18 protein-coding genes are annotated in these 22,471 nt (G+C 71.1%); 4 read left to right on the top strand and 14 right to left on the bottom strand.

Annotated elements, in window-relative coordinates; genetic code table 11:
- Positions 1-7: 7 nt before the first annotated feature.
- Genes OHS57_RS02825 through OHS57_RS02845 form a run of 5 tightly spaced genes read right to left on the bottom strand, consistent with a single transcriptional unit; the run spans position 8 to position 5,318 of the window.
- Positions 8-1,438, bottom strand: a complete 1,431-nt coding sequence (locus OHS57_RS02825; RefSeq protein WP_328580873.1) for a class II 3-deoxy-7-phosphoheptulonate synthase — start codon at positions 1,436-1,438, stop codon at positions 8-10.
- Positions 1,435-2,211 (bottom strand): indole-3-glycerol phosphate synthase TrpC, encoded by a 777-nt coding sequence (gene trpC, locus OHS57_RS02830; protein ID WP_328580874.1) that lies wholly within the window; start codon positions 2,209-2,211, stop codon positions 1,435-1,437. Before trpC ends, OHS57_RS02825 begins: the two co-directional genes overlap by 4 nt.
- On the bottom strand, positions 2,208-3,233 hold the full coding sequence (trpD, locus tag OHS57_RS02835) for an anthranilate phosphoribosyltransferase (protein ID WP_328580875.1): 1,026 nt from the start codon (positions 3,231-3,233) through the stop codon (positions 2,208-2,210). The genes trpC and trpD overlap by 4 nt, the downstream gene beginning before the upstream one ends.
- Positions 3,226-3,825, bottom strand: coding sequence for an anthranilate synthase component II (locus tag OHS57_RS02840; protein WP_328580876.1), 600 nt, complete (start codon positions 3,823-3,825; stop codon positions 3,226-3,228). The genes trpD and OHS57_RS02840 overlap by 8 nt, the downstream gene beginning before the upstream one ends.
- The gene (locus OHS57_RS02845; protein WP_328580877.1) at positions 3,822-5,318 is read right to left on the bottom strand and encodes an anthranilate synthase component I family protein; all 1,497 of its coding nucleotides are present in this window, start codon (positions 5,316-5,318) and stop codon (positions 3,822-3,824) included. The genes OHS57_RS02840 and OHS57_RS02845 overlap by 4 nt, the downstream gene beginning before the upstream one ends.
- Before the next feature lie 333 nt (positions 5,319-5,651).
- Between OHS57_RS02845 and OHS57_RS02850 the strand changes: the two genes are divergently transcribed.
- Entirely contained in the window at positions 5,652-8,087 is a 2,436-nt protein-coding gene (locus OHS57_RS02850) for an HAD-IC family P-type ATPase (protein WP_328580878.1), read from the top strand.
- A gap of 775 nt (positions 8,088-8,862) precedes the next feature.
- Complete coding sequence (locus OHS57_RS02855; RefSeq protein ID WP_443043044.1) at positions 8,863-10,701, top strand: BTAD domain-containing putative transcriptional regulator; 1,839 nt, start codon at positions 8,863-8,865, stop codon at positions 10,699-10,701.
- 225 nt (positions 10,702-10,926) lie between these two features.
- On the opposite strand, the gene OHS57_RS02860 is transcribed toward OHS57_RS02855, so the two are convergent.
- From OHS57_RS02860 to OHS57_RS02885, 6 genes are all read right to left on the bottom strand, one after another.
- The gene (locus OHS57_RS02860; RefSeq protein WP_328580880.1) at positions 10,927-11,142 is read right to left on the bottom strand and encodes an MbtH family protein; all 216 of its coding nucleotides are present in this window, start codon (positions 11,140-11,142) and stop codon (positions 10,927-10,929) included.
- A 166-nt stretch (positions 11,143-11,308) separates the two neighbouring features.
- Positions 11,309-12,490, bottom strand: a complete 1,182-nt coding sequence (locus tag OHS57_RS02865; protein WP_328580881.1) for an alpha/beta hydrolase family protein — start codon at positions 12,488-12,490, stop codon at positions 11,309-11,311.
- Positions 12,491-12,655: 165 nt separating this feature from the next.
- Positions 12,656-13,510, bottom strand: coding sequence for a prephenate dehydrogenase (locus OHS57_RS02870; protein ID WP_328580882.1), 855 nt, complete (start codon positions 13,508-13,510; stop codon positions 12,656-12,658).
- Between the two features lie 74 nt (positions 13,511-13,584).
- The gene (locus tag OHS57_RS02875) at positions 13,585-14,034 is read right to left on the bottom strand and encodes a phospholipase (RefSeq protein WP_041998977.1); all 450 of its coding nucleotides are present in this window, start codon (positions 14,032-14,034) and stop codon (positions 13,585-13,587) included.
- Between the two features lie 196 nt (positions 14,035-14,230).
- Positions 14,231-15,025: an ABC transporter permease subunit gene (locus tag OHS57_RS02880; protein ID WP_328580883.1), complete on the bottom strand. Its 795-nt coding sequence runs from the start codon at positions 15,023-15,025 to the stop codon at positions 14,231-14,233.
- Positions 15,026-15,031: 6 nt separating this feature from the next.
- Positions 15,032-15,985, bottom strand: coding sequence for an ABC transporter ATP-binding protein (locus tag OHS57_RS02885; protein WP_041998970.1), 954 nt, complete (start codon positions 15,983-15,985; stop codon positions 15,032-15,034).
- Between the two features lie 134 nt (positions 15,986-16,119).
- On the opposite strand from OHS57_RS02885, the gene OHS57_RS02890 reads away from it, so the two are divergent.
- Both OHS57_RS02890 and OHS57_RS02895 read left to right on the top strand, forming a co-directional pair.
- Positions 16,120-17,823 (top strand): sensor histidine kinase, encoded by a 1,704-nt coding sequence (locus OHS57_RS02890; RefSeq protein WP_328580884.1) that lies wholly within the window; start codon positions 16,120-16,122, stop codon positions 17,821-17,823.
- 67 nt (positions 17,824-17,890) lie between these two features.
- A complete protein-coding gene (locus OHS57_RS02895) occupies positions 17,891-18,544 on the top strand; it encodes a response regulator transcription factor (RefSeq protein WP_041998965.1) in 654 nt (217 codons plus the stop codon).
- 80 nt (positions 18,545-18,624) lie between these two features.
- Here the strand turns inward: OHS57_RS02895 and OHS57_RS02900 are convergent, their stop codons facing one another.
- Genes OHS57_RS02900 through hppD form a run of 3 tightly spaced genes read right to left on the bottom strand, consistent with a single transcriptional unit; the run spans position 18,625 to position 22,156 of the window.
- A complete protein-coding gene (locus OHS57_RS02900) occupies positions 18,625-19,950 on the bottom strand; it encodes an aminotransferase-like domain-containing protein (RefSeq protein ID WP_328580885.1) in 1,326 nt (441 codons plus the stop codon).
- Positions 19,947-21,092: an alpha-hydroxy acid oxidase gene (locus OHS57_RS02905; protein ID WP_328580886.1), complete on the bottom strand. Its 1,146-nt coding sequence runs from the start codon at positions 21,090-21,092 to the stop codon at positions 19,947-19,949. Before OHS57_RS02905 ends, OHS57_RS02900 begins: the two co-directional genes overlap by 4 nt.
- Positions 21,089-22,156 carry a 4-hydroxyphenylpyruvate dioxygenase gene (gene hppD, locus OHS57_RS02910; protein ID WP_041998960.1) on the bottom strand — a complete coding sequence of 356 codons (1,068 nt, stop codon included), beginning with the start codon at positions 22,154-22,156 and terminating at the stop codon, positions 21,089-21,091. The genes OHS57_RS02905 and hppD overlap by 4 nt, the downstream gene beginning before the upstream one ends.
- Positions 22,157-22,471 lie beyond the last annotated feature (315 nt).

Below are 22,471 nucleotides of genomic sequence, written 5' to 3' on the forward strand. Positions count from 1 at the left end.
ACAGGGCCTAGGCGGGGCCGCTGAGATGGGCGCGCAGGATGTCGCCCATGCGGAAGGCCAGTTCCAGGGACTGCGCCGCGTTCAGACGAGGATCGCAGGCGGTCTCGTACCGGGTGCCGAGTGTCTCGTCGACGACTTCGTCCAGGTCGCCGCCGAGGCACTCGGTGACGTCGTCACCGGTCAGTTCCAGATGGACGCCGCCGGGGTGGGTGCCCTCCCGTGCGTGCGCGGCGAAGAAGTCGGTGACCTCGGCGGTGATGTCGGACAGTCGGCGGGTCTTGTAGCCGCTGTCCGAGACGAAGGTGTTGCCGTGCATGGGGTCGCACGTCCACACCGGCAGATGGCCCGCGTCCCCGACGGCGCGCAGCAGTGGCGGCAGCAGGTCGCCGACGCGTCCGGCGCCCATCCGGCTGATCAGCACCAGCCTTCCGGGCGTACGGTGCGGGTCGAGGCGTTCGCACAGCGCGCGCAGTTCGTCCGGTGCGGTGGAAGGGCCCACCTTGATCCCGAGGGGGTTGGCGATGCCGGACAGCAACTCGACGTGCGCACCGTCGAGTTGCCGGGTCCGGTCACCGATCCACACCAGGTGGGCGCTGGTGTCGAACCAGGCGCGCCGGCTCTCGTCGTAGCGGGTCAGCGCCTGCTCGTAGTGCGGCAGCAGAGCCTCGTGCGAGGTGTAGAGCCGGGCCTGATGCAGTTCCGGCTGGGCGCCGGTGTCCACCCCGCAGGCGGACATGAACCGCAGCGCCCACGTGATGTCGTCGGCCGCCTTCTCGTAGCGCCTGCCCGCGGCACTTCGCCGGACGAACTCCTGGTTCCACGCGTGGACCTGGTCGAGGTCGGCGAAGCCGCCCAGGGTCAGGGCCCGCAGGACGTTCAGCGCGGCCGAGGAGTGGTGGTAGCCACGCAGCAGGCGTTCGGCGTCGGGGCGCCGTGCTTCCGGGGTGAACTCGGGGCCGTTGACGATGTCACCGCGGAAGGCGGGGAGTTCCACGCCGTCGACGGTCTCGGTGGGGCGGCTGCGCGGCTTGCCGAACTGGCCGGCGATTCTGCCGACCTTGACCACGGGCAGGCCGGCGCCGAAGGTGAGCAGGATGGCGAGCTGGAGGATCACCCGGAGCTTGCCCCGCACGTCGTCCTCCGTGCAGGAGGCGAACCGCTCGGCGCAGTCGCCCGCCTGCAGCAGGAAACCCTCGCCGGCGGCGACCCCGGCGAGCTCGCGGCGCAGGCCGAGGATCTCGTCCGGCAGGACGAGCGGCGGCTGGAGGGCGAGTGCCTCCGTCGTCCGGCGCAGTACCCGCGGGTCGGGCCAGTCGGGCTGCTGGGCGGCGGGGCGGTCCTGCCAGGAGCCGGGGTGCCAGCCGGCCGGCGGCAGGTGTGCGCTGCCGGGCGTGGACGCGGTCGGTGGTGGTGTCGTGGGGGTGTGACTCACCGTCATGCGATCAGCTCCTTGATCGTGGCGCCGGGGTCGTCGGCTCGCATGAGCAGCTCCCCGACCAGCACCGCGTCCACTCCGGCCCGCGCCAGTTCCCTGGCGTCGCGCGCGTCGCGTACGCCGCTCTCCGCGACCATGACCCGCTCGGGGCCCACGCGTGAGCGCAGCCGCGCGGACAGCGTCCGGTCGATGGAGAAGTCCCGCAGGTCGCGGTGGTTGACGCCGATGACGGTCGCCCCGGCGGCGAGCGCCGTGTCGACCTCTTCGGCGTTGTGTGTCTCGACCAGCGCCTCCATGTCCAGGTTCCGCGCGTGGCCGAGGAGTTCGACGAGACGCGGGGCGGACAGCGCGGCCACGATCAGCAGGACCGCGTCGGCGCCGAGAGCGCGGGCCTCCAGGATCTGGTACTCGTCGACGATGAAGTCCTTGCGCAGGACGGGCAGTCCGCTCTCCGCGCGGGCCACGGGCAGGTGTTCGGGGCTGCCGCCGAAACCGTCCTCGTGGGTCAGGACCGACACGGCGGACGCGCCGCCGTCGCGGTAGGCGCGGGCCCGTTCCGCCGGCCGGTAGTCGTCGGTCAGTGCTCCTCGGGAGGGGCTGCGCGGTTTCATCTCGGCGATGACGGACAGGCCCGGTTCCCGCAGGGCGGCGGCCAGGTCCCGCGGCGGCGGGGCCGCGGCGGCCAGTGCCGTCAGCTCGGGGACGGGGCGGGCGGCGAGGCGGCGCGCGGTCTGCTCTGCGGCCTGGCTGACCAGGGTCGCGAGAATGTCGCTCATGCCGGTACCTCCAGCGCGGCGGTACGCCGCGAGGCGCGGACCCAGCGTTCCAGCAGGGCGGCAGCGGCTCCGGTGTCGACGGAGGCGGCGGCGAGCCGCACTCCGTCCTGCCAGGTGCCCGCCGTGCCGGCGGCCCGCAGGGCGGCGGCCGTGTTGAGCAGGACGACGTCGCGCGCGGGGCCCGGCTCGCCGGTCAGCACGCCCCGGATGACGGCCGCGTTGGCCGTGCGGTCGCCTCCGGTGAGGTCGGTGGGCCGGGCCGGCCGCAGGCCGAGCGCTGTGGGGTCGAAGCGGTAGTGGGTGCGCTTGCCGTCGTGCAGCTCGGCCACGTACGCCGGTGCGCCGGTGCTCAGTTCGTCCATGCCGTCCTCGCTGTGGAACACCAGGGCACGGGTGACGCCGAGGCGGCCGAGGACTTCCGTCATCGGCTCGACGAGGCCGGCGTCGGGCACCCCCAGGGTGCGCAGCCGGGCACCCGACGGGTTGCACAGCGGTCCGAGCAGATTGAAGACGGTGCGGGTGCCCAGTTCACGGCGGGGTGCGGCGGTGTGCCGGAAGGCCGGGTGGAAGACGGGGGCGAACAGGAACGTGATGCCGGCCTCTTCGAGGCAGGCGGCCGCCTCGTCGGGGCCGAGGTCGATGCGGACGCCGAGTTCCTCCAGCACGTCGGCGCTGCCGCAGGCGGAGGAGGCGCTGCGGTTGCCGTGCTTGGCGACCCGTACGCCGCACGCAGCGGCCACGATCGCGGCGGCGGTGGAGATGTTGAAGGTGTTGAGGCCGTCGCCCCCGGTGCCGCAGGTGTCGAGCACGTCCCCTTCGAGCCGTACCGGGGTGGCGAACTCCTGGGCGGCGGTGGCCATCCCGGTCAGTTCGCCGACGGTCTCGCCCCGTACGGTCAAGGCCAGGGCGAGCCCGGCGATCTGTGCCGGGGTGGCCTCTCCGCGCATGATCACCCGCATCGCCTCGGCGGCCTCGGTCTCGGTGAGGGGCCGTCGTGCGGCCGCCCGCAGTAGCTCAATCATCGCTGCTCTCCAGGAAGTTCGCGATCAGCTGCTTCCCCTCGGGGCTGAGGACCGACTCGGGGTGGAACTGCACGCCGTAGGTGGGCTGGTCACGGTGGCTGAGGGCCATGAGCGTGCCGTCCGCGGTGCGGGCCACCGCGCGCAGTTCGTCCGGCAGCGAGTCCTCGGGGACGACGAGCGAGTGGTAGCGGGTGGCCGTGAAGGGGTTCGGCAGGCCGGCGAGTACACCGCTGCCGTCATGGTGCACCTGTGACGTCTTGCCGTGCACGGGCTCCCCGCGCACCACCGATCCGCCGAAGGCGGCTGCGATGCACTGATGGCCGAGACACACACCGAGGATGGGCAGCTGTCCGCCGAGAGCGCGGACCGCTTCGACCGAGACGCCCGCCTCTGCGGGGGTGCACGGCCCCGGCGAGATCAACAGCAGGTCGTACCGGGCGAGTTCGGCGACGGTGACCGCGTCGTTGCGGAACACCGTGGGAGCGCCCCCCATTTCGGCCACGTGGTGCACCAGGTTGTACGTGAACGAGTCGTAGTTGTCGATCACCGCGACGCGGGGGCGCCGGGTGGACGGCACGCCGGTGATGGTCATCTCCGCGCCTCCCCTTCGGCGCGGCGTACGGCGGTGAGCATCGCCCCGGCCTTGTGCAGGGTCTCGCGGAACTCGGACCTGGCGTCGGAGTCGGCGACGATGCCCGCACCGGACTGGACGTGCACCGTGCCGTCGGCGACGACGATCGTGCGCAGGGCGATGGCGAAGTCGGCCAGGCCGTCGTGGCCGGCGAAGCCGACGGCTCCGCCGTAGACGCCCCGCTGCTCAGGTTCGAGTTCCGCGATGATCTCCATCGCCCGGATCTTCGGGGCACCCGACAGGGTCCCGGCGGGGAAGGTGGACCGCAGGGCGTCCAACACCGTCTCCCCAGGAGCCAGTTGTCCGGAGACGGTGGACGAAAGATGCATCACGTGGGAGAACCGCTCGACGTGCATCAGCTGCTCGACCTGGACGGTGCCCGGCTCGGTGACCCGGCCGAGGTCGTTGCGTCCGAGGTCGACCAGCATCACGTGCTCGGCGCGCTCCTTCTCGTCCGCGAGCAGTTCCCGCTCCAGTTCCGCGTCGGCCGCCGGATCCGGATGGCGCGGCCGGGTCCCTGCCAGCGGCCGGGTCTCCACCCGCCGCCCCTCCGCCTTGACCAGGAGTTCGGGCGATGCGCCGATGACGTGCCGGCCCTCCCCCAGGCTCAGGTGGTACATGTACGGCGAAGGGTTGGTGGCCCGCAGGTGGCGGTACAGGTCGAGCGGAGCGGCGCGCAGCGGTCTGCTCAGCCGCCGGGACAGCACGATCTGGAAGGCGTCGCCGGCCGCGATGTAGGCGCGGGCCCGCTCGACCCGCTCGGCGAACTCCCGCTCCGTCAGGTTCGCCGTCCAGCCCGCCGTGTCGCTCTCCGGGGTTTCGCCGGTGCGGTCCAGTGGGCGGCCGGTGAATCCGGCGGAGGGCGCGGTGGCGCGCAGCCGGCGGCTGAGCTCCCCGAGCCGGGCGACGGCGTCGTCGTACGACTCGTGCGCCGGCCGATGGAGTGTGATCAGCAGGATCCGTCGGGTGGCGTGGTCGAAGACGACCAGGTCCTCGACGGCCAGGAAGGCGGACTCCGGGAGCCCCGGGGACGGCCCGTCCGCCACCGGCAGCGCCTCGAAGTGGCACGCCGACTCGTAGCCGAGATGTCCGACGACCCCGCCGTGGAACGGCGGCAGCCCCGGCACCGGGGCCTCCGAAGCGGCGAGCCGTCGCCGGAGCGCGCTCAGCGGATCACCGTCGGGAAGGTCGAGCAGGACGGGCCGGTGGCCCACGTACGAGTACCGGGCGACCCCGCCCGACACCGGCACGCTCTCCAGCAGGAAGCCCGGCTCGTCCGGGCCGCAGAGCTGTGCGTAGGCGGTGACGGGGCTCATCACGTCGGCCAGGAATTCCTGGTGCAGCGGGACGACGTCGTACGTCCGTCCCAGCTCGGCCGCGGTGGCCCGGTCGGGCAGAGTGGCGCGAGCGGCCTCGGCGGTGACCGCGGCCTCTTCGGTGAGATGAGTGATCATGTCGCCTGCCTCAACGGGGTCGGCAAGAAAGTCCTCCGGGCTGCTCGCAGTGGGCGATGAATACGGCCTCGAACGCACCGGTGCGCACGCTACGAAGGCTTCCTATGCCTTCGCTATCGAGCCCGTATGGGCACGCGACGGGGCTGCCGCGGCCAGGTCCGGCGCCTGCCGGAAGTGCTGGCCGCACCGGTCGGCAACCCTGTCGAAAGTCAGTCGAAGAAACGTCGTTCGTGCCTGGTGAGGCCTCGTGTCCGGGTTTTACCTTCGCCTGGGACAACCCGGCAACGGTGAGCGGACAGCGCGGGTGAGCGACGTATGCGGAGGAGCCCACGGATGAAGAAGCGGCTGGACGAGCCCGGCGGATCCGCCGAGACCTTGGCGTGCGGAGGCGGCGAAGCGCCACCGGAAGTGCCACCGTCCCCCAAGGCCCTGGGGCTGACCACGGCCGAGGTCGCCGAACGCGTCGCCAGCGGCCGGGTCAACGACGTCCCTCTCCGGTCGAGCCGCAGCACCGGCGAGATCGTCCGGGCCAACCTCTTCACCCGGATCAACGCGATCATCGGCGTGCTCTTCGTCATCATCGTGGTGGTCGGGCCCGTGCAGGACGCGCTGTTCGGCGGGGTCATCCTCGCCAACACACTGATCGGTATCTTCCAGGAGGTCCGTGCCAAACGGACGCTCGACCAGCTCGCGATCGTCGGGGAGAGCCGGCCGCGGGTCTGGCGTGACGGGCAGCGGAGCACCGTCAGCGCCTCGGACATCGTCATCGACGACCTCATCGACCTGGGCCAGGGCGACAAGATCGCGGTGGACGGGACGCTCATCGACGCCGACAACCTGGAGGTCGACGAGTCGATGCTCACGGGCGAGGCGGATCCGGTCCACAAGCACGCCGGGGACGCGGTGATGTCGGGCAGCTTCGTGGTGGCCGGGGCCGGTGTCTTCACCGCGACCCGGGTGGGGCGCGAGGCGTACGCCGCCCAACTGGCCGAGGAGGCGCGGCGCTTCACGCTCGTCAACTCCGAGCTGCGCAACGGCATCGACCGGATCTTGAAGTTCGTCACCTATGCCATCGTCCCCGCGGGCATCGCTCTGATCATCACCCAACTGCTCGTCAACGACGACGACCTGCCCGAGGCGGTCCGACGCATGGTGGGCGGGCTGGTGCCGATGGTGCCGGAGGGCCTGGTCCTGCTCACCTCTCTGGCGTTCGCGGTCGGTGTGGTCCGGCTCGGCCGCAAGCAGTGTCTGGTGCAGGAACTTCCCGCGATCGAGGGACTGGCCCGGGTGGACACCGTCTGCCTGGACAAGACGGGAACGCTCACCGAGGCGTCGATGGATGTCGACGAGGTGCTGCCGCTGGCGCCCGACGTGCCCGTCGACGACGTGCTCGGCGCGCTCGGCGCCGCCGACGAGCGTCCCAACGCCAGCCTGCAGGCGATCATCGAGAGGTTCCCCGCCCCGCAGGGCTGGCGGTGCCGGGACACCGCGCCGTTCTCGTCAGCGCGCCGGTGGAGCGGCGCCGCGTTCACCGAGCCGTCGGGCCGGGAGTCGGCCTGGCTCCTGGGCGCGCCCGACACCATGCTCACGGCCGGGCATTCCATGCTCACGGCCGCCGACTCGTACGGCGCCCGCGGGATGCGGGTGTTGCTGCTCGCCCGCAGCTCCCGGCCGCTCGACGAGCTGCTGGCCGACCCCTCGGCGGTGCCCTCCGCGGTGGAACCGTGCGCGCTGGTCGTCATCAAGCAGCGCATCCGGCCCGAGGCTTCGGCCACCCTGCGGTACTTCGCCGACCAGGGGGTCGCGGCGAAGGTGATCTCGGGTGACAACGCGGTGTCGGTGGGAGCGGTGGCAGCCGGGCTGCAACTGCCGGGCGCCGAACGGCCGGTGGACGCCAGGTCCCTGCCCGAGGACCCCGAGGCGCTGGCGGACGCCGTCGAGCAGAACTCCGTCTTCGGACGGGTGGGCCCGCAGCAGAAGCGGGACATGGTGGGCGCACTGCAGTCCCGGGGCCACTCCGTGGCGATGACGGGTGACGGCGTCAACGACGTGCTGGCGCTCAAGGACGCGGACATCGGTGTGGGGATGGGGTCCGGGAGCCCCGCGACCCGCGCGGTCGCCCAGATCGTGCTCCTCGACAACAACTTCGCCTCGCTGCCGTCGGTGGTCGCCGAGGGGCGCCGGGTCATCGGCAACATCGAGCGTGTGGCCAACCTCTTCCTCACCAAGACCATTTACTCGGTGCTGATGGCGCTGGTCATCGTGATCGCACAGGCGCCGTACCCGTTCCTGCCCCGCCACGTCACCCTGATCGGTTCGCTGACCATCGGTGTCCCCGCGTTCTTCCTCGCCCTGGCACCCAACAAGGAACGTGCCCGGCCCGACTTCGTCGGCCGGGTGCTGCGCTTCGCCGTGCCGGCCGGCGCGCTGGCGGCAGCCGCGACGTCGGTGGCGTACTTCTTCGCACGGTCCGTGTACGACGACAACCTGGACGCGGAGACCTCCGCGGCGACGCTGGCGCTGTTCCTGACCGCCCTGTGGGCACTGGCCATCATCGCGCGGCCGTACACCTGGTGGCGGGTGCTCCTGGTGGCCGTGATGGGCCTGGCGTTCGCCGTGGTGCTGGTCGTCCCGTCGCTGCAGGACTTCTTCCAGCTGAAGCTGGTCGGTGTCGAAGTGCCGTGGACGGCGGCGGCCTGCGCGGTCGTCGCCGGTCTGATCCTCGAAATCGTGTGGGCTCGCAGCCGTCGGCGGCTGTCCGACGGCTGAGCCCACCGGGGCGGTAATCCCCCGGCCGCCCGAAACGAAGGGCCGCCCGGCCTCGTGGCCGGGCGGCCCTTCCATGTGTGCCGGCGGAACGGGCCCCGGAATGTGCCCGGGCCGCACGCCCGGACCCCTCGACCGCAATGTTCAGGCCATCCGGCACGTGCGGCGCCCGCTGCCCACTTCTGCCCGGCACTAATCCTGCGCCGCCGTTTCGGAACCGGATCGTCCGGCATGCAATGCCCACCACCAGGAGTTTCATCTTCAAGTGGCCCCGCACCGCTCTATTGTGACGCATCGTGGGGCGATAGATGGCCGCCGAACAGGGTAGGGGAGAAAGCAGCCACCCTGACGAAGGGCAAGTCGACACCTGTCGAAAGTTGAGTGTTGGAACCGGAGGGGGTCCGTATTATTCGACGGAGGGCAGGGGGACCGATGACGAGCCACTTCACACAACTGAGGCCTGCGTGCGAGAGGCCCGCTCGAACCGTCGAGCCGGGCGCACCGTGTCCGTGACACCGACGGCACACCACAGTTGAGCCGCATCGACAGATCCGGAACCTAGCCCTCCAATTCCCCCCACGATCGCGACGGGAGAGCCCTGTTTGGATTGAACCCACTCCGTGAAATGGCACCGAACAAGCACGAGCACATCTTCACACGGGGGTCTCAAGAAGCCATGGAGTTCCACTCAGAAATAATATCCCAAAGGGACGAGAAAGCAGATCAACAGGAATCGGCGCCGCCCGGGCAGCACACTGCCCCGCAATGCGCCGATGCCATCGCAAAAGAGAACGGCACCGGTCTGGAATTCCGAATACTCGGACCGCTGGACGTACGCATGAAGGGCCGGACACTATCGGTAGGAGGGCCTCGGCAGCGCGCCGTACTTTCGGCCCTGTTGCTGTCGGCCAATCAGGTCGTCTCCTTCGACTCTCTCATAGAGAAAGTCTGGAACGGACGACCACCCAGTACCGCCCGCACCCAGGTCGCGATCTCCATCGCCACACTGCGCAAGGTCTTCCGGGCCGCCGGCTGGGAGCAGGAGACGATCATCACGGCGATCCCGGGCTACATGCTCAGCCTCGCCGACGAGTCACTCGACGCGCGGCGTTTCGAGCGCCTCGTCGAGGAGGCGGCCCGGCTGACGGCGGTGAGCCGTACGGCGGACGCGGCCACGGCGTTGCGGGGTGCCCTGGCCCTGTGGCGTGGACCGGCACTCGGCGGGGTCTACGCGCCGTTCGCCGAGACAGAGGCGGCCCGGCTCGACGAGCAGCGGATGCTCGCCGTCGAGCAGCACATGGCGCTGCGTCTCCAACTCGGGGAGCACCAGGCCGTCCTGGGCGAACTACAGGCACTGGTCGGCGCCTGCCCACTGCGGGAGCGGCTGCGGTACTACCTGATGCTCGCCCAGTACCGGTCCGGCCGCCGCGCGGAGGCGCTCAGAACCTTCCGCGACGGAACACGCCATTCCGTAGAAGAAATCGGTCTCGAACTCGGCCTGCAGCTACAGGAGTTGCACAATTCCATCCTGCGCGACGAGGTTCCGCAACCGCCCACTCCGAGTGTTGCCGCCGCACATCCCGGCACACCGGTAACAGTCTCTTCCCCCCTTCCGAAGAGCGATCCGTACTTCATCGGCCGTAGCCGGGAGCAGTGGCTCATGAACGAGGCACTGCTCAGCGAAACATCGCAGAATTCATCCTCCATCGCGTACATCACGGGCAGCCCGGGAATCGGCAAGACCAGTCTCGCGGTCCACTGGGCACACGAGTCGGCGGACGCGTTCCCCGACGGCCGGCTCTTCGCCGACCTCCGGCACGGCGAACCCCTCGACGTGCTGCACCAGTTCCTGCGCCATCTCGACCCCGAGGGCTCCCTCCCCGCGGATCTGGCGGAGGCGTCCGAGCTGTACCGCACCGCCCTGAAGGGCAAGCGGATCCTGGTGGTCCTGGACCACACGTCGTCATACCCGCAGGTGCGCCATCTGCTGCCGGAGGACGGCGCCTGCCGGGTGGTGATCACCGGCGCGGTCAACCTGGACGAACTCCTCCAGCACCACAGCGTGCTGCAACTGCGGCTCGGCCCGATGTCCGACGACGAGTCGCGTGAAATGCTCAGCGCCGTCCTGCGGGACTCCCGGACCGAGGAGTTTCCCACTGCCACCAAGCAACTCGGGCTGCTGTGCGGCAGTCTGCCGCTGGCGCTGCGGGCAGCCGGAGCCAGGTTGCTGGCCAAGCAGCACTGGCGCGTCCATGACCTCGTACGGCGTCTGGAGCGGTCCCCCGACCGCCTGGCCGAGCTGAGCATCGGGGAGGACTCACTGCGGGCGCGTCTCGACAACAGCCTGAGTGAGCTGGACGAGAGGGCGGCCTCCGCCTACCGCGAGCTGAGCCGTCTGGGAGACCACGACTTCTGCGCGGCCAGGGCGGCGGAGGTGCTGGACATGGACCAGCTGGACGCCGAGGACCTCATCGAGACCCTGGTGGACGCGCAGCTGCTGGAAGCGGTGGGGCGTGGTGCCTGGGGCGAGATGCGCTACCGCTGGCAGGAGTTGGTACGGCTGCACGCACTCAGCTCCCGGTCGGCGCAGCCCTGCGGGGCGGGTATCGCCGGGTGAACCGGCCGGCGCGTCCCGCCCGCGCCGCATGACGCTCCGCCTCACGTACGGCCCGTACGCCCCCTTCAGGGTGTGCGGGCCGTACGCGTTGTGTTCCTTCGGGGCCGCGGCGCACACCGCGGCGGCACAGCACCACAACGCCGCACAGCACCGCCACGCCACACAGCACCTGCCCCGCCGGACGGATCCGGCGGGGCAGGTGCGGGGAGCACACCCTGGACGCGGTCAGGCGTCGGCGTTCATTGCCTCGATCAGGCTCTTGGGCCGCATGTCGGTCCAGTTCTTCTCCACGTACTCCAGGCAGGACTCCCGGTCCGACTCGCCGAAGGCGGTCGTCCACCCGGCGGGCACCTCCACGAAGGACGGCCAGAGCGAGTGCTGGCCCTCGTCATTGACCAGCACCAGATAGCGGCCGTCTGCGTCTTCGAACGGATTGGTCACGTCGCATTCCTTCCGGAAACGTCGGGAGCGGTTCGGCGTGGGACCGCGGGGCCGTGCTCCCACCTGTCCAACGTACGGAACCCGCGTTTCTCCCGGATATCGATCCGCTTTTCATGGCCGGTCCCCCGGCCGGCGACAGGCGCGGACGAGTACGCACCCGCCCTGGTCAGCCGCCGTGCCGGCGGATCCGGGGCTCGCCGCGCACGACGGCCTCCAGCAGCGCGGGCGGGCTCCCCCTCAGCTCCGCGTCGAGGAAGGCCCCGAGCGTCCGGCGGGTGAGCCGCAGTACGTCCTCCCCGGCCGTCGCGTCCTTCGACGCTCCCGGCACGGCGCGTCCCAGCGGTCCGCCGAACACCCCGTAGTCGGTGAAGGAGAGATGCCCACTGCCCGCCACCGAGTACCAGTGGCGGGGGCCGGAGAGCCGCCGCCACACCCGGTCCCACGTCCGGTCCGCGCCCGGCCTGCCGTGCTCTCCTGCGCCCAGAAGCAGAAACGGCCGGTTCACCGGCGTGGTCCCGGCCGTCTGGAACGTACCGTCGAGGTTGGCGCCGGCCGCGAAGCAGGGGTCGGTGCGGACCGCCTCGAACGCGGCGGCGCCGCCCATCGAGTGGCCCACGACGGCGACCCGCGCCGGGTCGAGCGGCGGCAGACCCCGCATGCCCGGCGCGCTGCCTCTCCCCGTACCGGGCGACGTCAACTGCCTGCGTACGTAGGACAGATCGGCGGCCCGGGTGGCGGCCACCCGCGTGCCGTCCGGGGACCGGTGGCAGGCGCCGCAGCCGGTCACCCGGCCCTCGGGATAGGTGATCGCAGCGGCTTCGTAGGCGTGGTCGACGGCGGCGACGGCGTAGCCGCGACTGGCCAGGTCCTCCGCCAGGGCGGTGCAGGAGGACCGGGGCAGTCCGAAGCCCGGTGACAGCACGACCAGGGGCAGACCGCGGCCCGGTGACCGCAGGGGCGGCGCTGCGCGCTCCGCGTACACGCGTGTGCGGCTGAGCAGGTCCTGGGGTACGTCGTCGATCCGGTACTGGCGCAGGATCATGGCCGACTCCCGGGGGGTGACGTAGCGCGCGCGAGGCGCCGTGGAGAGCCGGGCGGGATACCAGAGGGAGACCATCAGTTCGCGGGCCCTGTCGGGGTTCCAGGGGTCGCGCCGGGAACCGTCGCGCAGTTCCAGGGTCCGCAGCCCCACGGCATGCGGTCCGGTGGGGGCGGGCAGGGCGGGCGGCGCTCCCGCGCGGTGGGGGGCGTCCGGGGGCGGACCTGCGGCGGCTCCGACGGCCAGCAGGGCGGCCGCCACGAGGACGGCGCGCCGGGGCGCCAGGGGTCCGACGCGGGTCACCTTCATGATCGGCGCTCATTTCGTCCGGGGATACCGAGCGCCCATCACGTTAGGAGCGGATCGACGGCCGGGAGAGCGCCGACCACGTTCTCCTGACCTTCGTCGGCGGATTCCTGCCGAAGTGCGTCACTCCTCCGGGTTCCGCCGGGTCTTTCGTCATGCCGGGCCGCCTTACGTGTGCAGGGGGTCCCAGGGCCTGGGGATACGGGCCCGGCCGGCCGCGCCGTGCCGGAGCGCCTCACGCAGCAGCACCGGCCGGGCGGCGTCCCCGGACCGGGCGACGCCCCGCAACTCCCTTGCCAGGGTGCGCGCCTGGACGGCCCACCCGTCCAGCTGGTCCGCCACGGGACCGGCGTTGGCGGTGAGCAGCTCCGCCCACAGCTCCGGGTCCCCGCCGGCCGTCCCGGTCACGTCGCGCAGGTCCTGGCCCGCCAGCCGTACGGCCGACTCGTCCTCGTCGAGGAGACGCGCGGCGGCGAGACTGGCGAGCAGGCGCGGGGCGTGCGAGACGAGAGCGACGGCACGGTCGTGGGCCTCGGGGTCGAGCAGTACCGAGGCCGCGCCGCACAGGGCGACCAGTTCCAGGGCGTGGTTGAGCGCCAGCATCTCGGTCGACTCGCTGGGCGTCAGGGCCCAGGGACACCCTTCGAAAAGGTCCTCCCGGGGCTCGGTGGCGCCGTCGCTCACCACGGGATGGCCGCCCACCAGGGTGCTCAGGTCGCAGCCGTGCGCCAGCGCCTCCCGGTGCAGCGGGGCCTTCACCCCGGAGACATCGGTGTAGACCCGGGCCGTGCCGCGTTTCTGGTGTTCCGCCAGCACCGGGGCGACCCGGCCGTGCGGCACCGCGATCACCCCGATGTCGGCCGGCCCCGCGGGCTCAGCCGCGATGCCCGCGCCACGGTCCTCGGCCGCCCGGGCGGCCCCGGCGTCCGTGTCGATCAGATAGGTGACCACTCCGTGCCGGCGCAGGGCGAGCCCGACGGAGCATCCGATCACCCCGGCGCCCACGATCGCGACGGTGCGCATGCGTTTGTCCTCTCTGCGCCGTAGGACCGGATCCTCGCCGCGGGGGCCGGCGGTACCGGCCCCCGCCGCGCACCTCAGCCGAAGATCGAGACGGCCTGGTAGTAGGTCCACGCCGTGGCGTTGCAGTTCGTCTTCTTCTCGGCCGTGTACGCGCTGCACACCCGCAGCAGGTCGTCGTAGAGCGCGCTGTCCAGACGGCTCTTGTTGGCGTCGAACGTGCCGGCCGCCTTGTAGTTGCGGTACCCGAAGTCGTGGCGCGCACAGGACGTATCGAAGGGGAAGCCGAAGGGGTTGTCGGGCGCCTGCGAGCAGTAGTCCGTCGACCAGTCGAACGCGTAGGCGGCCCAGGCGGCCTGGTTGGCCCGTGCGGAGTTCCAGGTCGCGTAACTCGAAGCGCCGACCTGGGTGAACGAGGCGAGCACCTGCGGCTTGTCGGCGGGCGCGGCCTGCGCGGGAGCGGTGGCCACACCGAGCGCGAGGGCGCATCCTGCGGCGGCCAGGGAAAAGGTCGTACGTCGACGCATGCGAAACCTCCAGAGGGGGGAGCTGTGGGGAAGCGGTCCCACTGTGTCCGCAGCCGATATGTGGCCCGTATCACGCCGATATCCAGCCCAGGCCGGGCCGTAGGTCTCTTCGGGAACGACGGCGCCGGCCTTCCGGACGTGAGGTCCGGAAGGCCGGCGTCGTACCGTACGGGCGCCGCCCGGGGGGCGGTGCGGGTCAGGCGTCGCGGCGGCGCAGCACCACATGGCCTGCGACGATCATGACGAGCGCCCACAACACCAGGACCACCAGGGCGGTGCCCGACCCGTAGGGGTCGGTGTCCTGCGTCATGAGGACCGTGCCGGCGACGCTCGGCATGTAGTCGCTCGCCGTCTCCAGCCACTTGGCGCCGATGACGCCCATCAGTTGGGGCAGCGCCAGCAGCACCATGATGAGGGTCGTGATGGTGCCTGCCGCGCTGCGCAGCATCGTGCCGAGGCCGATCGCCATCATCGCGAGGAGCGCGAGATACGCGCCCGCGCCGAACGCCGTTCCGAACAACTCGCCGCTCGTGTAGGCGCCGTAGTCGCCCATGAACGCGCCGGCCGCCAGGCTGGCCAGGACGCTGAAGACGAAACCCGCCACGGCGACGACGCCGATGACCACCAGTGTCTTGGACAGCAGCATCCGGCCGCGGGCCGGCACGCTCTGCAGTGTGGAGCGGATGGAGCCGCTGGAGTACTCGCTGGTGAGCGCGAGAGTGGCCAGGACGACCACGGTGAGCTGGGAGATCAGGAACGCCTGGGACGCGTGGTGCGGAGCGGGCGTGGTGACGTCCAGTCCCTTCTTCGCACTCGCGTCGGCCGACATGCCGACGATCGTCGCGAAGCCCACGGTGAGCACCAGGCCGACGAGAAGGTTCCACCAGGTCGCCCGGACACTCCAGAGCTTCGTCCACTCGAACGCCAGCGCGCCCTTGAACGCGCCGCCCTTGACCGGTGCTGCAAGTTTGGGGGCTGTGGTCGCAGTCATATCCACTTACGCTTTCTGGTGATCCGGTGCTTCGGTGGCATGGACGAGCGAAGGCGTGCTGTACTCCACGCTGGTGGCGGTGAGTTCCATGTACGCCTGCTCCAGACTGGCCTTGCGCAGGCTCAGTTCGTGGACCGGGACCCGGTGTTTGAAGGCCAGGTCGCCGATCTCCTGCAAGGTGCCGCCGACGACGATCAGCTCCTCGGGGGCACCGCCCGGGCTCTGTTCCACACTCATGCCGATCCCCTTCAGCTCCCGCCGCAGCACGTCGGGCTGCGGGGTGCGCACCCGGACGGCGTTGAGGGAGCTGCTCGCGATGACCTCCTCGATCGGGGCGTTCGCGATGACCTTGCCCCGGCCGATGACCACGAGGTGGTCGGCGGTCTCCTGCATCTCGCTCATCAGGTGGCTGGAGACGAAGACCGTACGGCCCTCCGCCGCCAGTGACCGCATCAACTCCCTCACCCAACGCACTCCGTCGGGGTCGAGGCCGTTGACCGGTTCGTCGAAGAGCAGCACCTTCGGGTCGCCGAGCAGCGCGGCGGCGATGCCCAGCCGCTGCCCCATCCCGAGGGAGAAGGAGCCGATCCGTTTCTTTGCCACTTCGGTGAGTCCGACGGTGTCCAGCACCTCCGCCACCCGTGACGGCGGGATCCCGTTGCTGCGGGCCATGCCGAGGAGATGGTGGTAGGCGGAGCGGCCGGGGTGTCCGGCCCGCGCGTCCAGCAGCGCGCCCACCTGCCGCAGCGGCTGCTTGAGCTGCACGTACGGCTTGCCGGCGATCAGGGCACGGCCGCCCGTCGGTGTGTCAAGACCGACGATCATCCGCATGGTCGTCGACTTGCCCGCGCCGTTCGGCCCCAGGAAACCCGTCACCTTTCCTGCGCTGATCTCGAACGAGAGATCGGACACGGCCGTCTTGTCGCCGTACCTCTTGGTGAGTCGGTCCACAGTGATCATTGCCTGTCGGCTCCTTCCGAAGTCACCCCACCAAACTAGGAAGACCGCGCGGCCGGGACATCTGGCGTTCGGCAACGATGACACTCGACTTTCGGCAGGTTCCTGGCCCCCGCCGGCTCTTGTAGCGTGCGGGAATGCAGCTTTGGCAGGGCGTCCGCCGCCGGGTGGACCACTTCTCGCGGGGCCTGCGCTCCGACCGGCCCTTCACCAGGCGCCGCGATTTCGTACTCCTCGCGGTGCTGCTGGCACCCTCGGCGCTCAGTGTCGGCGGCCCGGTGGCCGCGCCCGGGGTCTGGCCGCTGGTCGTCGTACTGATCGCGACGGCGGTCGCGGTGCGCCGGAGCGCGCCGCTGCTCTCCCTGACGCTGGCCGCTCTGCCCGTCCTCCTCTATCCCGTCCTCCAGTCGACGCTGTGGACGGTGACGGCCGCCGCCGTGCTCAGTTTCCTGGCGGGCTGCCGGGTGACCCGCCTCTGGCACGCGCACGCCGTGTTCGTCTCGGTGGCCCTGGCCGGGCTGCTGGTGGTCTCCGTCTTCGCCGAGCCCAAGGACTGGCTGAGTCTGCTGATGACGGAGCTGGCCGCCTGTCTGCTGCCGTGGTGGGCGGGCAGTTGGTGGCGGCAGCGCTCCGACCTGACCCGGGCCGGCTGGGAGCACGCCGAGCAACTGGAGTGGAAGCAGCGCTTCGTCGCCGAGCAGGCGCGGCTGAAGGAACGCGCCCGGATCGCCCAGGACATCCACGACTCGCTGGGCCACGAGCTGAGTGTGATGGCCCTGTTGGCCGGCGGCCTGGAACTGGCCCCCGCCCTGCCGGCCGAACAGCGCGAGGTCATGACCCAGTTGCGCGAGCGGTGCACGATGGCCACCGAGCGGCTGCACGACGTCATCGGGCTGCTGCGCGAGGACTCCACCCCCTCGCTCCGGCCGCCGGACGAGTCCGTCGCCGAACTGGTGCGGCGGTTCGAACGGTCGGGAACGCCGGTGGAGTTCCGCGAGGAGGGGGCGGACTCCGAGGGCACGCCGCTGCTCACCGGCCTCGCCGCCTACCGCGTGGTCCAGGAGTCGCTCACCAATGCCGCCAAGCACGCCCCCGGCGCCGCCGTATCCGTGCGGCTGACGCACCGGGCCGACGGGACAGTGGTGTCGGTCTTCAACGATCTGCCGCAGGAGGGCACACCGGCCGGCGCGTCGGGCAGCGGCCTCGGTCTGATCGGTCTGGACGAGCGGGTCCGGCTGGCGGGCGGGACACTGCGCACCGGGCGCCGCGCGGGCGGCTTCGAGGTACGCGCCGAACTGCCGCACGTACCACCGCCGTTGCCGCCCTCGCCCGGGGCCGCGCCACCTGCCGCACCGGCGGACACCACGGACGGCCCGCCGGGCACGGACGGCGCCACCACGGCGGAGGAGGACGGCGCCCCGGACTACGAGGCGTCGCCGCCGGTCGCCGGGCTCCCCCGCTGGAGCGCTTCGACCACCGCCCTCATGGGCGCGCGGGCCCGGGTACGGCGCGACGTACGACGGGCCGCGCTGATCCCGGTCCTGGTGGGCGGGGCCCTCGTCCTGTCACTGACGGGCCTCTACGTCTTCACCGCGGTGACGACGTCGGTCACCGCCGAGGAGTACGCCCGGATACGGCTCGGCCAGTCCCGCACGGAGCTGGCGGCGATACTGCCCGACCGGCGCATCAAGAAGCCGCCGCCGGTCGTCAGCGAACCCTCGGCGCCGCCGGGCGCCGCCTGCGAGTACTACCGGGCCAGCGAGAACGTGCTGCAGTTCACCGACGCCCTGTACCGGCTGTGCTTCGAGGATGATGTGCTGGTGGCCAAGGACGCGCTGTGAGGACACGCCCCGCACGACGACGACCGCACACGGGATTCATGAGTTGGAACCGACGTTGAAGGAACGGATGATTCGCGTACTGCTCGCCGATGACGAAACCATTATCAGGGCCGGAGTCCGCTCCATCCTGACCACCGAACCGGACATCGAGGTCGTGGCCGAGGCCGCGGACGGACGTGCGGCGGTCGAACTGGCCCGCAAACACCGCCCTGATGTGGCCCTGCTCGACATCCGTATGCCGGAGATGGACGGCCTGGCGGCCGCCGGTGAACTCCGGACCACCAATCCGGACACCGGGGTGATCATGCTGACCACCTTCGGCGAGGACAAGTACATCGAACGGGCCCTGGACCAGGGGGTGGCCGGCTTCCTGCTGAAGGCGTCCGACCCCCGGGACCTCATCTCCGGGGTGCACGCCGTGGCGTCCGGCGGCTCCTGCCTGTCCCCGCTCGTGGCACGGCGGTTGATGACGGAGCTGCGCCGCGCCCCGGGGCCCCGCTCGCAGCTTTCGGGCGAGCGCACCACGACGCTCACCAAGCGCGAGCAGGAGGTGCTGGGCATGCTCGGCGCCGGGATGTCGAACGCGGAGATCGCCGACCGGCTCCACCTGGTGGAAGGCACCATCAAGACCTATGTGAGCGCCATCCTGAACCAACTCGGCGTCCGCAACCGGGTGCAGGCGGCGATCATCGCCTACGAGGCGGGACTGGTGGAGCGGTAGGACGCGGGCCGAAGCCCTCTCCCCGGCGGTTTGGGACACCCGGACATGACGGCGTCAGCGCGGTCATGTCCGGGTGGTTCTCAGGCGCCGCCGCGGTCCTTCACGAAGCGGGCCAGCCTGGCCGCTCCTTCGGTGGCCTGGCCGGTGGTCACAGCACTGCACGAGAGCCGGATGCGGCGGTCGCCGGCGTCGTCCAGGTGGAAGTAGCGCATCGGCGTCCAGATCACCCCGTACTGCTCGGCGGACACACGCAGCGCCTCCTCGTCCGCGGCGAAGGGGACATCGAGGGTGAGGAAGAAACCGCCGTCGGGGTCGTTCCACCGCACACCCGCCGACTCCGGCCGGTCCGAGGGGAGTTCGCGGGCCAGGGCCTCGCGCAGCGCGCGCATGGTCGCCTGGTAATGCCGCGCCGTCGCCTCGTTCGCGGCCCGCAGGCCACCGCCGTTGCTCAGCAGCAGTCCGGCGATGGCGGCCTGGCTCAGGGTGGGTGTGTTGACCGTGACCATGCTCTTGACCTTGGCGAGTTCGGCGGCGAGCAGCCCCGGCGCTCCCCCGTCGGCGCTGTCGACCGGCTGGTCGGCGACGACGAATCCGACACGGGCGCCCGGGAAGGCGGTCTTCGCGAAGGAGCCGAGGTAGATCACGCGCTGTTCGGCGTCGAGTGCCTTGAGCGTCGGGCGCCGGACCGAGCTGAACACGCCGTACGGGTTGTCCTCCAGCAGCAGCAGCCCGAGCCGGCCCGCCGCCTCCAGCAGCGTGATGCGGTCCTGGAGCCCCATACTGACACCGGTCGGGTTCGAGCAGTCGGGAACCACGTAGAGGGCCCGGACCCGCCGTCCCTGCGCCGTCAACTCCGCCACCGTGCGCGCCAGTTCCGTCAGATCCGGTCCGTTGCTGCCGCCGGGCACGGGGACGACGTCGATGCCGAGCAGGCTGGCCGCGCCGGTCACCCCGACGTAGCTGGGGCTGTCCACGAGCAGCACGTCGTCGGGGCCGGTGAACAGCGCGCGCAGGACGAGCAGGACGGCCTCCTGGCACCCCACCGTCACCACCACGGCCGCCGGATCGACCGTCATGCCCTCGTCGATCTGGAGCATGTCGGCGACCAGGTCCCTGATCTGCCCGGCCGTCTCGCCGTACTGGTAGAGCGCGGTGCGGACGCGTTCCTCGGACAGGCCGCGGCCCCGCAGATGGTCGAGGTAGGTCTCGATGTAGCCGGGCACCCGTGCGACGTCGAAGTCGCCCTCGTACGGCCGGCCGGGAGCGAAGGAGACGGCCTGCGGATAGCGGAGCGTCACCTCGTTGAGGAAGGTCATGGTGTCGAGCAGCGGCTCGGAGAGGCTGGGGTGCAGGGCGCTTCGTGGCAGCGCCACCGCCCGGTGAGTGGCGTCGGCCGTGGTCGTCATCGTGTGCTCCTGTACGGGTACGGGCGTCCCGGTCGCAGGACGGTGTCCGGGTCGATGGTGTCGGGCGAGGGGTGGCCGGTGAGCACCATGGTGTCGGCGAACTCCTCGATCAGCAGGGTCAGCATGCGGTACACACCCTCGCCACCACCGACGGCGAGCGCGTGGAGGGCCGGCCGGCCGACGAACACGGCCCGCGCTCCGAGGGCCAGGGCGACCAGGATGTCCGCCCCTGACCTGACGCCGCCGTCGAGCAGTACGGGGCAGCGGCCTCGCACGGCGCCCACCACCTCGGGTAGCGCCTCCAAGGTGGCTGGTACGCCATCGAGTTGGCGGCCCCCGTGGTTGGAGACGATGATCCCCGCGACACCGGCGGCCACGGCGGCGTCGGCGTCCTGCGCGGTGAGCACTCCTTTGGCGAACACGGGCAGTCCGCTCGCGTCCCGCAGCCGGCCCACGGCGGACCAGTCGAGCAGCGGGTCGAAGGCCAGCCGGCTGTGGGCACCCGGTGCGGCGGCGCCGAGGGCGGCGTCCCCGCTGAGGTTGGCGGGCGTGATGTGCGGGGGCACCCGGAAGCCGTTGCGCAGGTCACGCAGCCGGCGGCCGGTGAACGGGGTGTCGACGGTGAGCACCAGCGCCTGGCAGCCGCTGTCGCGGGCGCGCCTGGCCAGGTCGAGGGTGACCCCGCTGTCACGGAAGCAGTAGAGCTGGAGCCAGAGCGGCGCGGTGGCGACGGCGGCCACCTCTTCGACGCTCCTGCTGGCGAAGGTGCTGAGGACGACGGGCAGACCGAGTCGGCCCGCTGCCAGTGCCGTCCCGGACTCCCCTTCAGGATGGGCGAGTTGGTGGTAGGCGACGGGGGCGATGCCGAGCGGCGCCGACCAGCGGGAGCCGAGCACCTCGACCGACGTGTCCGCCTTCTCGATGCCGGGCAGCGCCCTGGGGCGCAGCCGTACCGTGTCGAAGGCGGCCTCGTTGGCGGCGAGGGTACGCTCCCTGCCCGCGCCGCCCGCAATGAAGTCCCAGCTCTCCGGCGGGAGTTCGTCGCGTGCCCGGTCCGCGAAGTCGGCCAGGGTGAGCGGCTCGGGCAGCGGCTTGCCAGGGGTGTGCCGTCGACCCGCCGGTCCGGCGGCGGACGTCGTCACCGGCCGGCCGCTTCGCGCTCCCGCTCGACGGCCTCGTAGAGCGCCTTGATGTTCGAACTGCCGAAGCCCCGGGCCCCGTTGCGCTGGATGTACTCGTAGAAGAGGGTGCCGCGCGGGTAGGGCGAGCGGGTGAATATCTGCAGCAGATAGCCCCATTCGTCACGGTCGACCAGGACGTTGGTCTCGCGCAGGTCGGCGATGCGGTCGGCCATGCCGCTCACCCGCTGGGTGAGCAGGTCGTAGTACGTGCCGGGAGTGTGCAGGAAGGCAACACCGCGCTCGCCGAGGGTACGGACCGAGCCGACGATGTCGTCGACCAGGAAGGCGAGGTGCTGGACACCGGGTCCGCCGTGCGCCTCCAGGAAGGTGTTGATCTGGCCGGGCTGCCGGGAGTCGTCGGGCTCGATGAGCGTGAAGGTGATGCCGCCGTCGGCGTTGCGCACGACGATGGAGTCCATCGCCTGGTCGCCCACCTCGATGTACTCGGAGGAGTAGTACGGGGTGTCGAAGGCCGCCTCGTAGAACGCGGCGGTCTTGCGCAGCGTTCCCGATTCGAGGCAGACGGCGACGTGGTCGAGGGCCGGCCGGTGCCCTGCCGTGTCGGCTGCGGCCGGCAGCAGCGCCCACTCGCGGTCGGGCGGCAGTTGGGCGTTCGCGTCGTCCGTGACGAGGGTGTGGCGGATGTCGCCGAAGCCCGACACCACGGCGAACCAGTCGTCGCGGCCGGTGGTGAGTGAGCGGGCCGGCTGCTGCAGTGCGCCGGCGCCGCCCAGGACGGCGCGGTCGAAGGCGGACCGGACGTCGGAGCAGGTGAAGGCGAGGTCGGCGATCGAGTCGCCGTGCCGGTCGACATAGTCCGCGACCGGAGTACCTTCGCGCAGCGCCTGGGTGACGACGAGGGTCACACCGCCGCTGCGCAGCACCGTGGAGCGGCGGTCGTACGTACCGGTCGCGGGTCCGGCGACGGCCACCGGCACGAAGCCCAGGTCGTCGATGAGGAAGCCGGTGGCCTCCCGGTCTTCCGCGACGTACAGCTCGGCGTACGCGATGGCACTGGGCGGCATGACGGCTCTCCAATACGGGAACGGGAGAATCACGGAAGCAGCATCGAAATCGACGCCCCGAATTCTCGTTCAGGAAATGCTGAGACGAGTCTGGGGACACTCTACAAATGTCTCGTATAGCCTCGCTATCGGGCCGATATCAAGCCCCCTGCCTGCGGTTATCCATTCAGAGAAGCATGTTGACCGGCTCACCTTCACCTTGCTAACGTCCCGGTTCGCCTTTACTTGAATTGGGGTCGCACACACCTCGATCGACATTTCGAGCGCGGTTCGCAAAAGGCCGGGGGGTTCCGGCGGATGATTGTGAGGAGACAG

It is taken from the genome of Streptomyces sp. NBC_00370 (assembly GCF_036084755.1).
Lineage (GTDB): Bacteria > Actinomycetota > Actinomycetes > Streptomycetales > Streptomycetaceae > Streptomyces.

Coding starts and splice junctions, on each gene's coding strand:
- trpC (WP_328580874.1), bottom strand. CDS start 2,211: ATGAGCGACATTCTCGCGACCCTGGTCAGCCAGGCCGCAGAGCAGACC.
- OHS57_RS02850 (WP_328580878.1), top strand. CDS start 5,652: ATGAAGAAGCGGCTGGACGAGCCCGGCGGATCCGCCGAGACCTTGGCG.
- OHS57_RS02880 (WP_328580883.1), bottom strand. CDS start 15,025: ATGACTGCGACCACAGCCCCCAAACTTGCAGCACCGGTCAAGGGCGGC.
- trpD (WP_328580875.1), bottom strand. CDS start 3,233: ATGATTGAGCTACTGCGGGCGGCCGCACGACGGCCCCTCACCGAGACC.
- OHS57_RS02825 (WP_328580873.1), bottom strand. CDS start 1,438: ATGACGGTGAGTCACACCCCCACGACACCACCACCGACCGCGTCCACG.
- OHS57_RS02885 (WP_041998970.1), bottom strand. CDS start 15,985: ATGATCACTGTGGACCGACTCACCAAGAGGTACGGCGACAAGACGGCC.
- OHS57_RS02900 (WP_328580885.1), bottom strand. CDS start 19,950: ATGACGACCACGGCCGACGCCACTCACCGGGCGGTGGCGCTGCCACGA.
- OHS57_RS02875 (WP_041998977.1), bottom strand. CDS start 14,034: ATGCGTCGACGTACGACCTTTTCCCTGGCCGCCGCAGGATGCGCCCTC.
- OHS57_RS02870 (WP_328580882.1), bottom strand. CDS start 13,510: ATGCGCACCGTCGCGATCGTGGGCGCCGGGGTGATCGGATGCTCCGTC.
- OHS57_RS02845 (WP_328580877.1), bottom strand. CDS start 5,318: ATGATCACTCATCTCACCGAAGAGGCCGCGGTCACCGCCGAGGCCGCT.
- OHS57_RS02865 (WP_328580881.1), bottom strand. CDS start 12,490: ATGAAGGTGACCCGCGTCGGACCCCTGGCGCCCCGGCGCGCCGTCCTC.
- hppD (WP_041998960.1), bottom strand. CDS start 22,156: ATGCCGCCCAGTGCCATCGCGTACGCCGAGCTGTACGTCGCGGAAGAC.
- OHS57_RS02840 (WP_328580876.1), bottom strand. CDS start 3,825: ATGACCATCACCGGCGTGCCGTCCACCCGGCGCCCCCGCGTCGCGGTG.
- OHS57_RS02890 (WP_328580884.1), top strand. CDS start 16,120: ATGCAGCTTTGGCAGGGCGTCCGCCGCCGGGTGGACCACTTCTCGCGG.
- OHS57_RS02895 (WP_041998965.1), top strand. CDS start 17,891: ATGATTCGCGTACTGCTCGCCGATGACGAAACCATTATCAGGGCCGGA.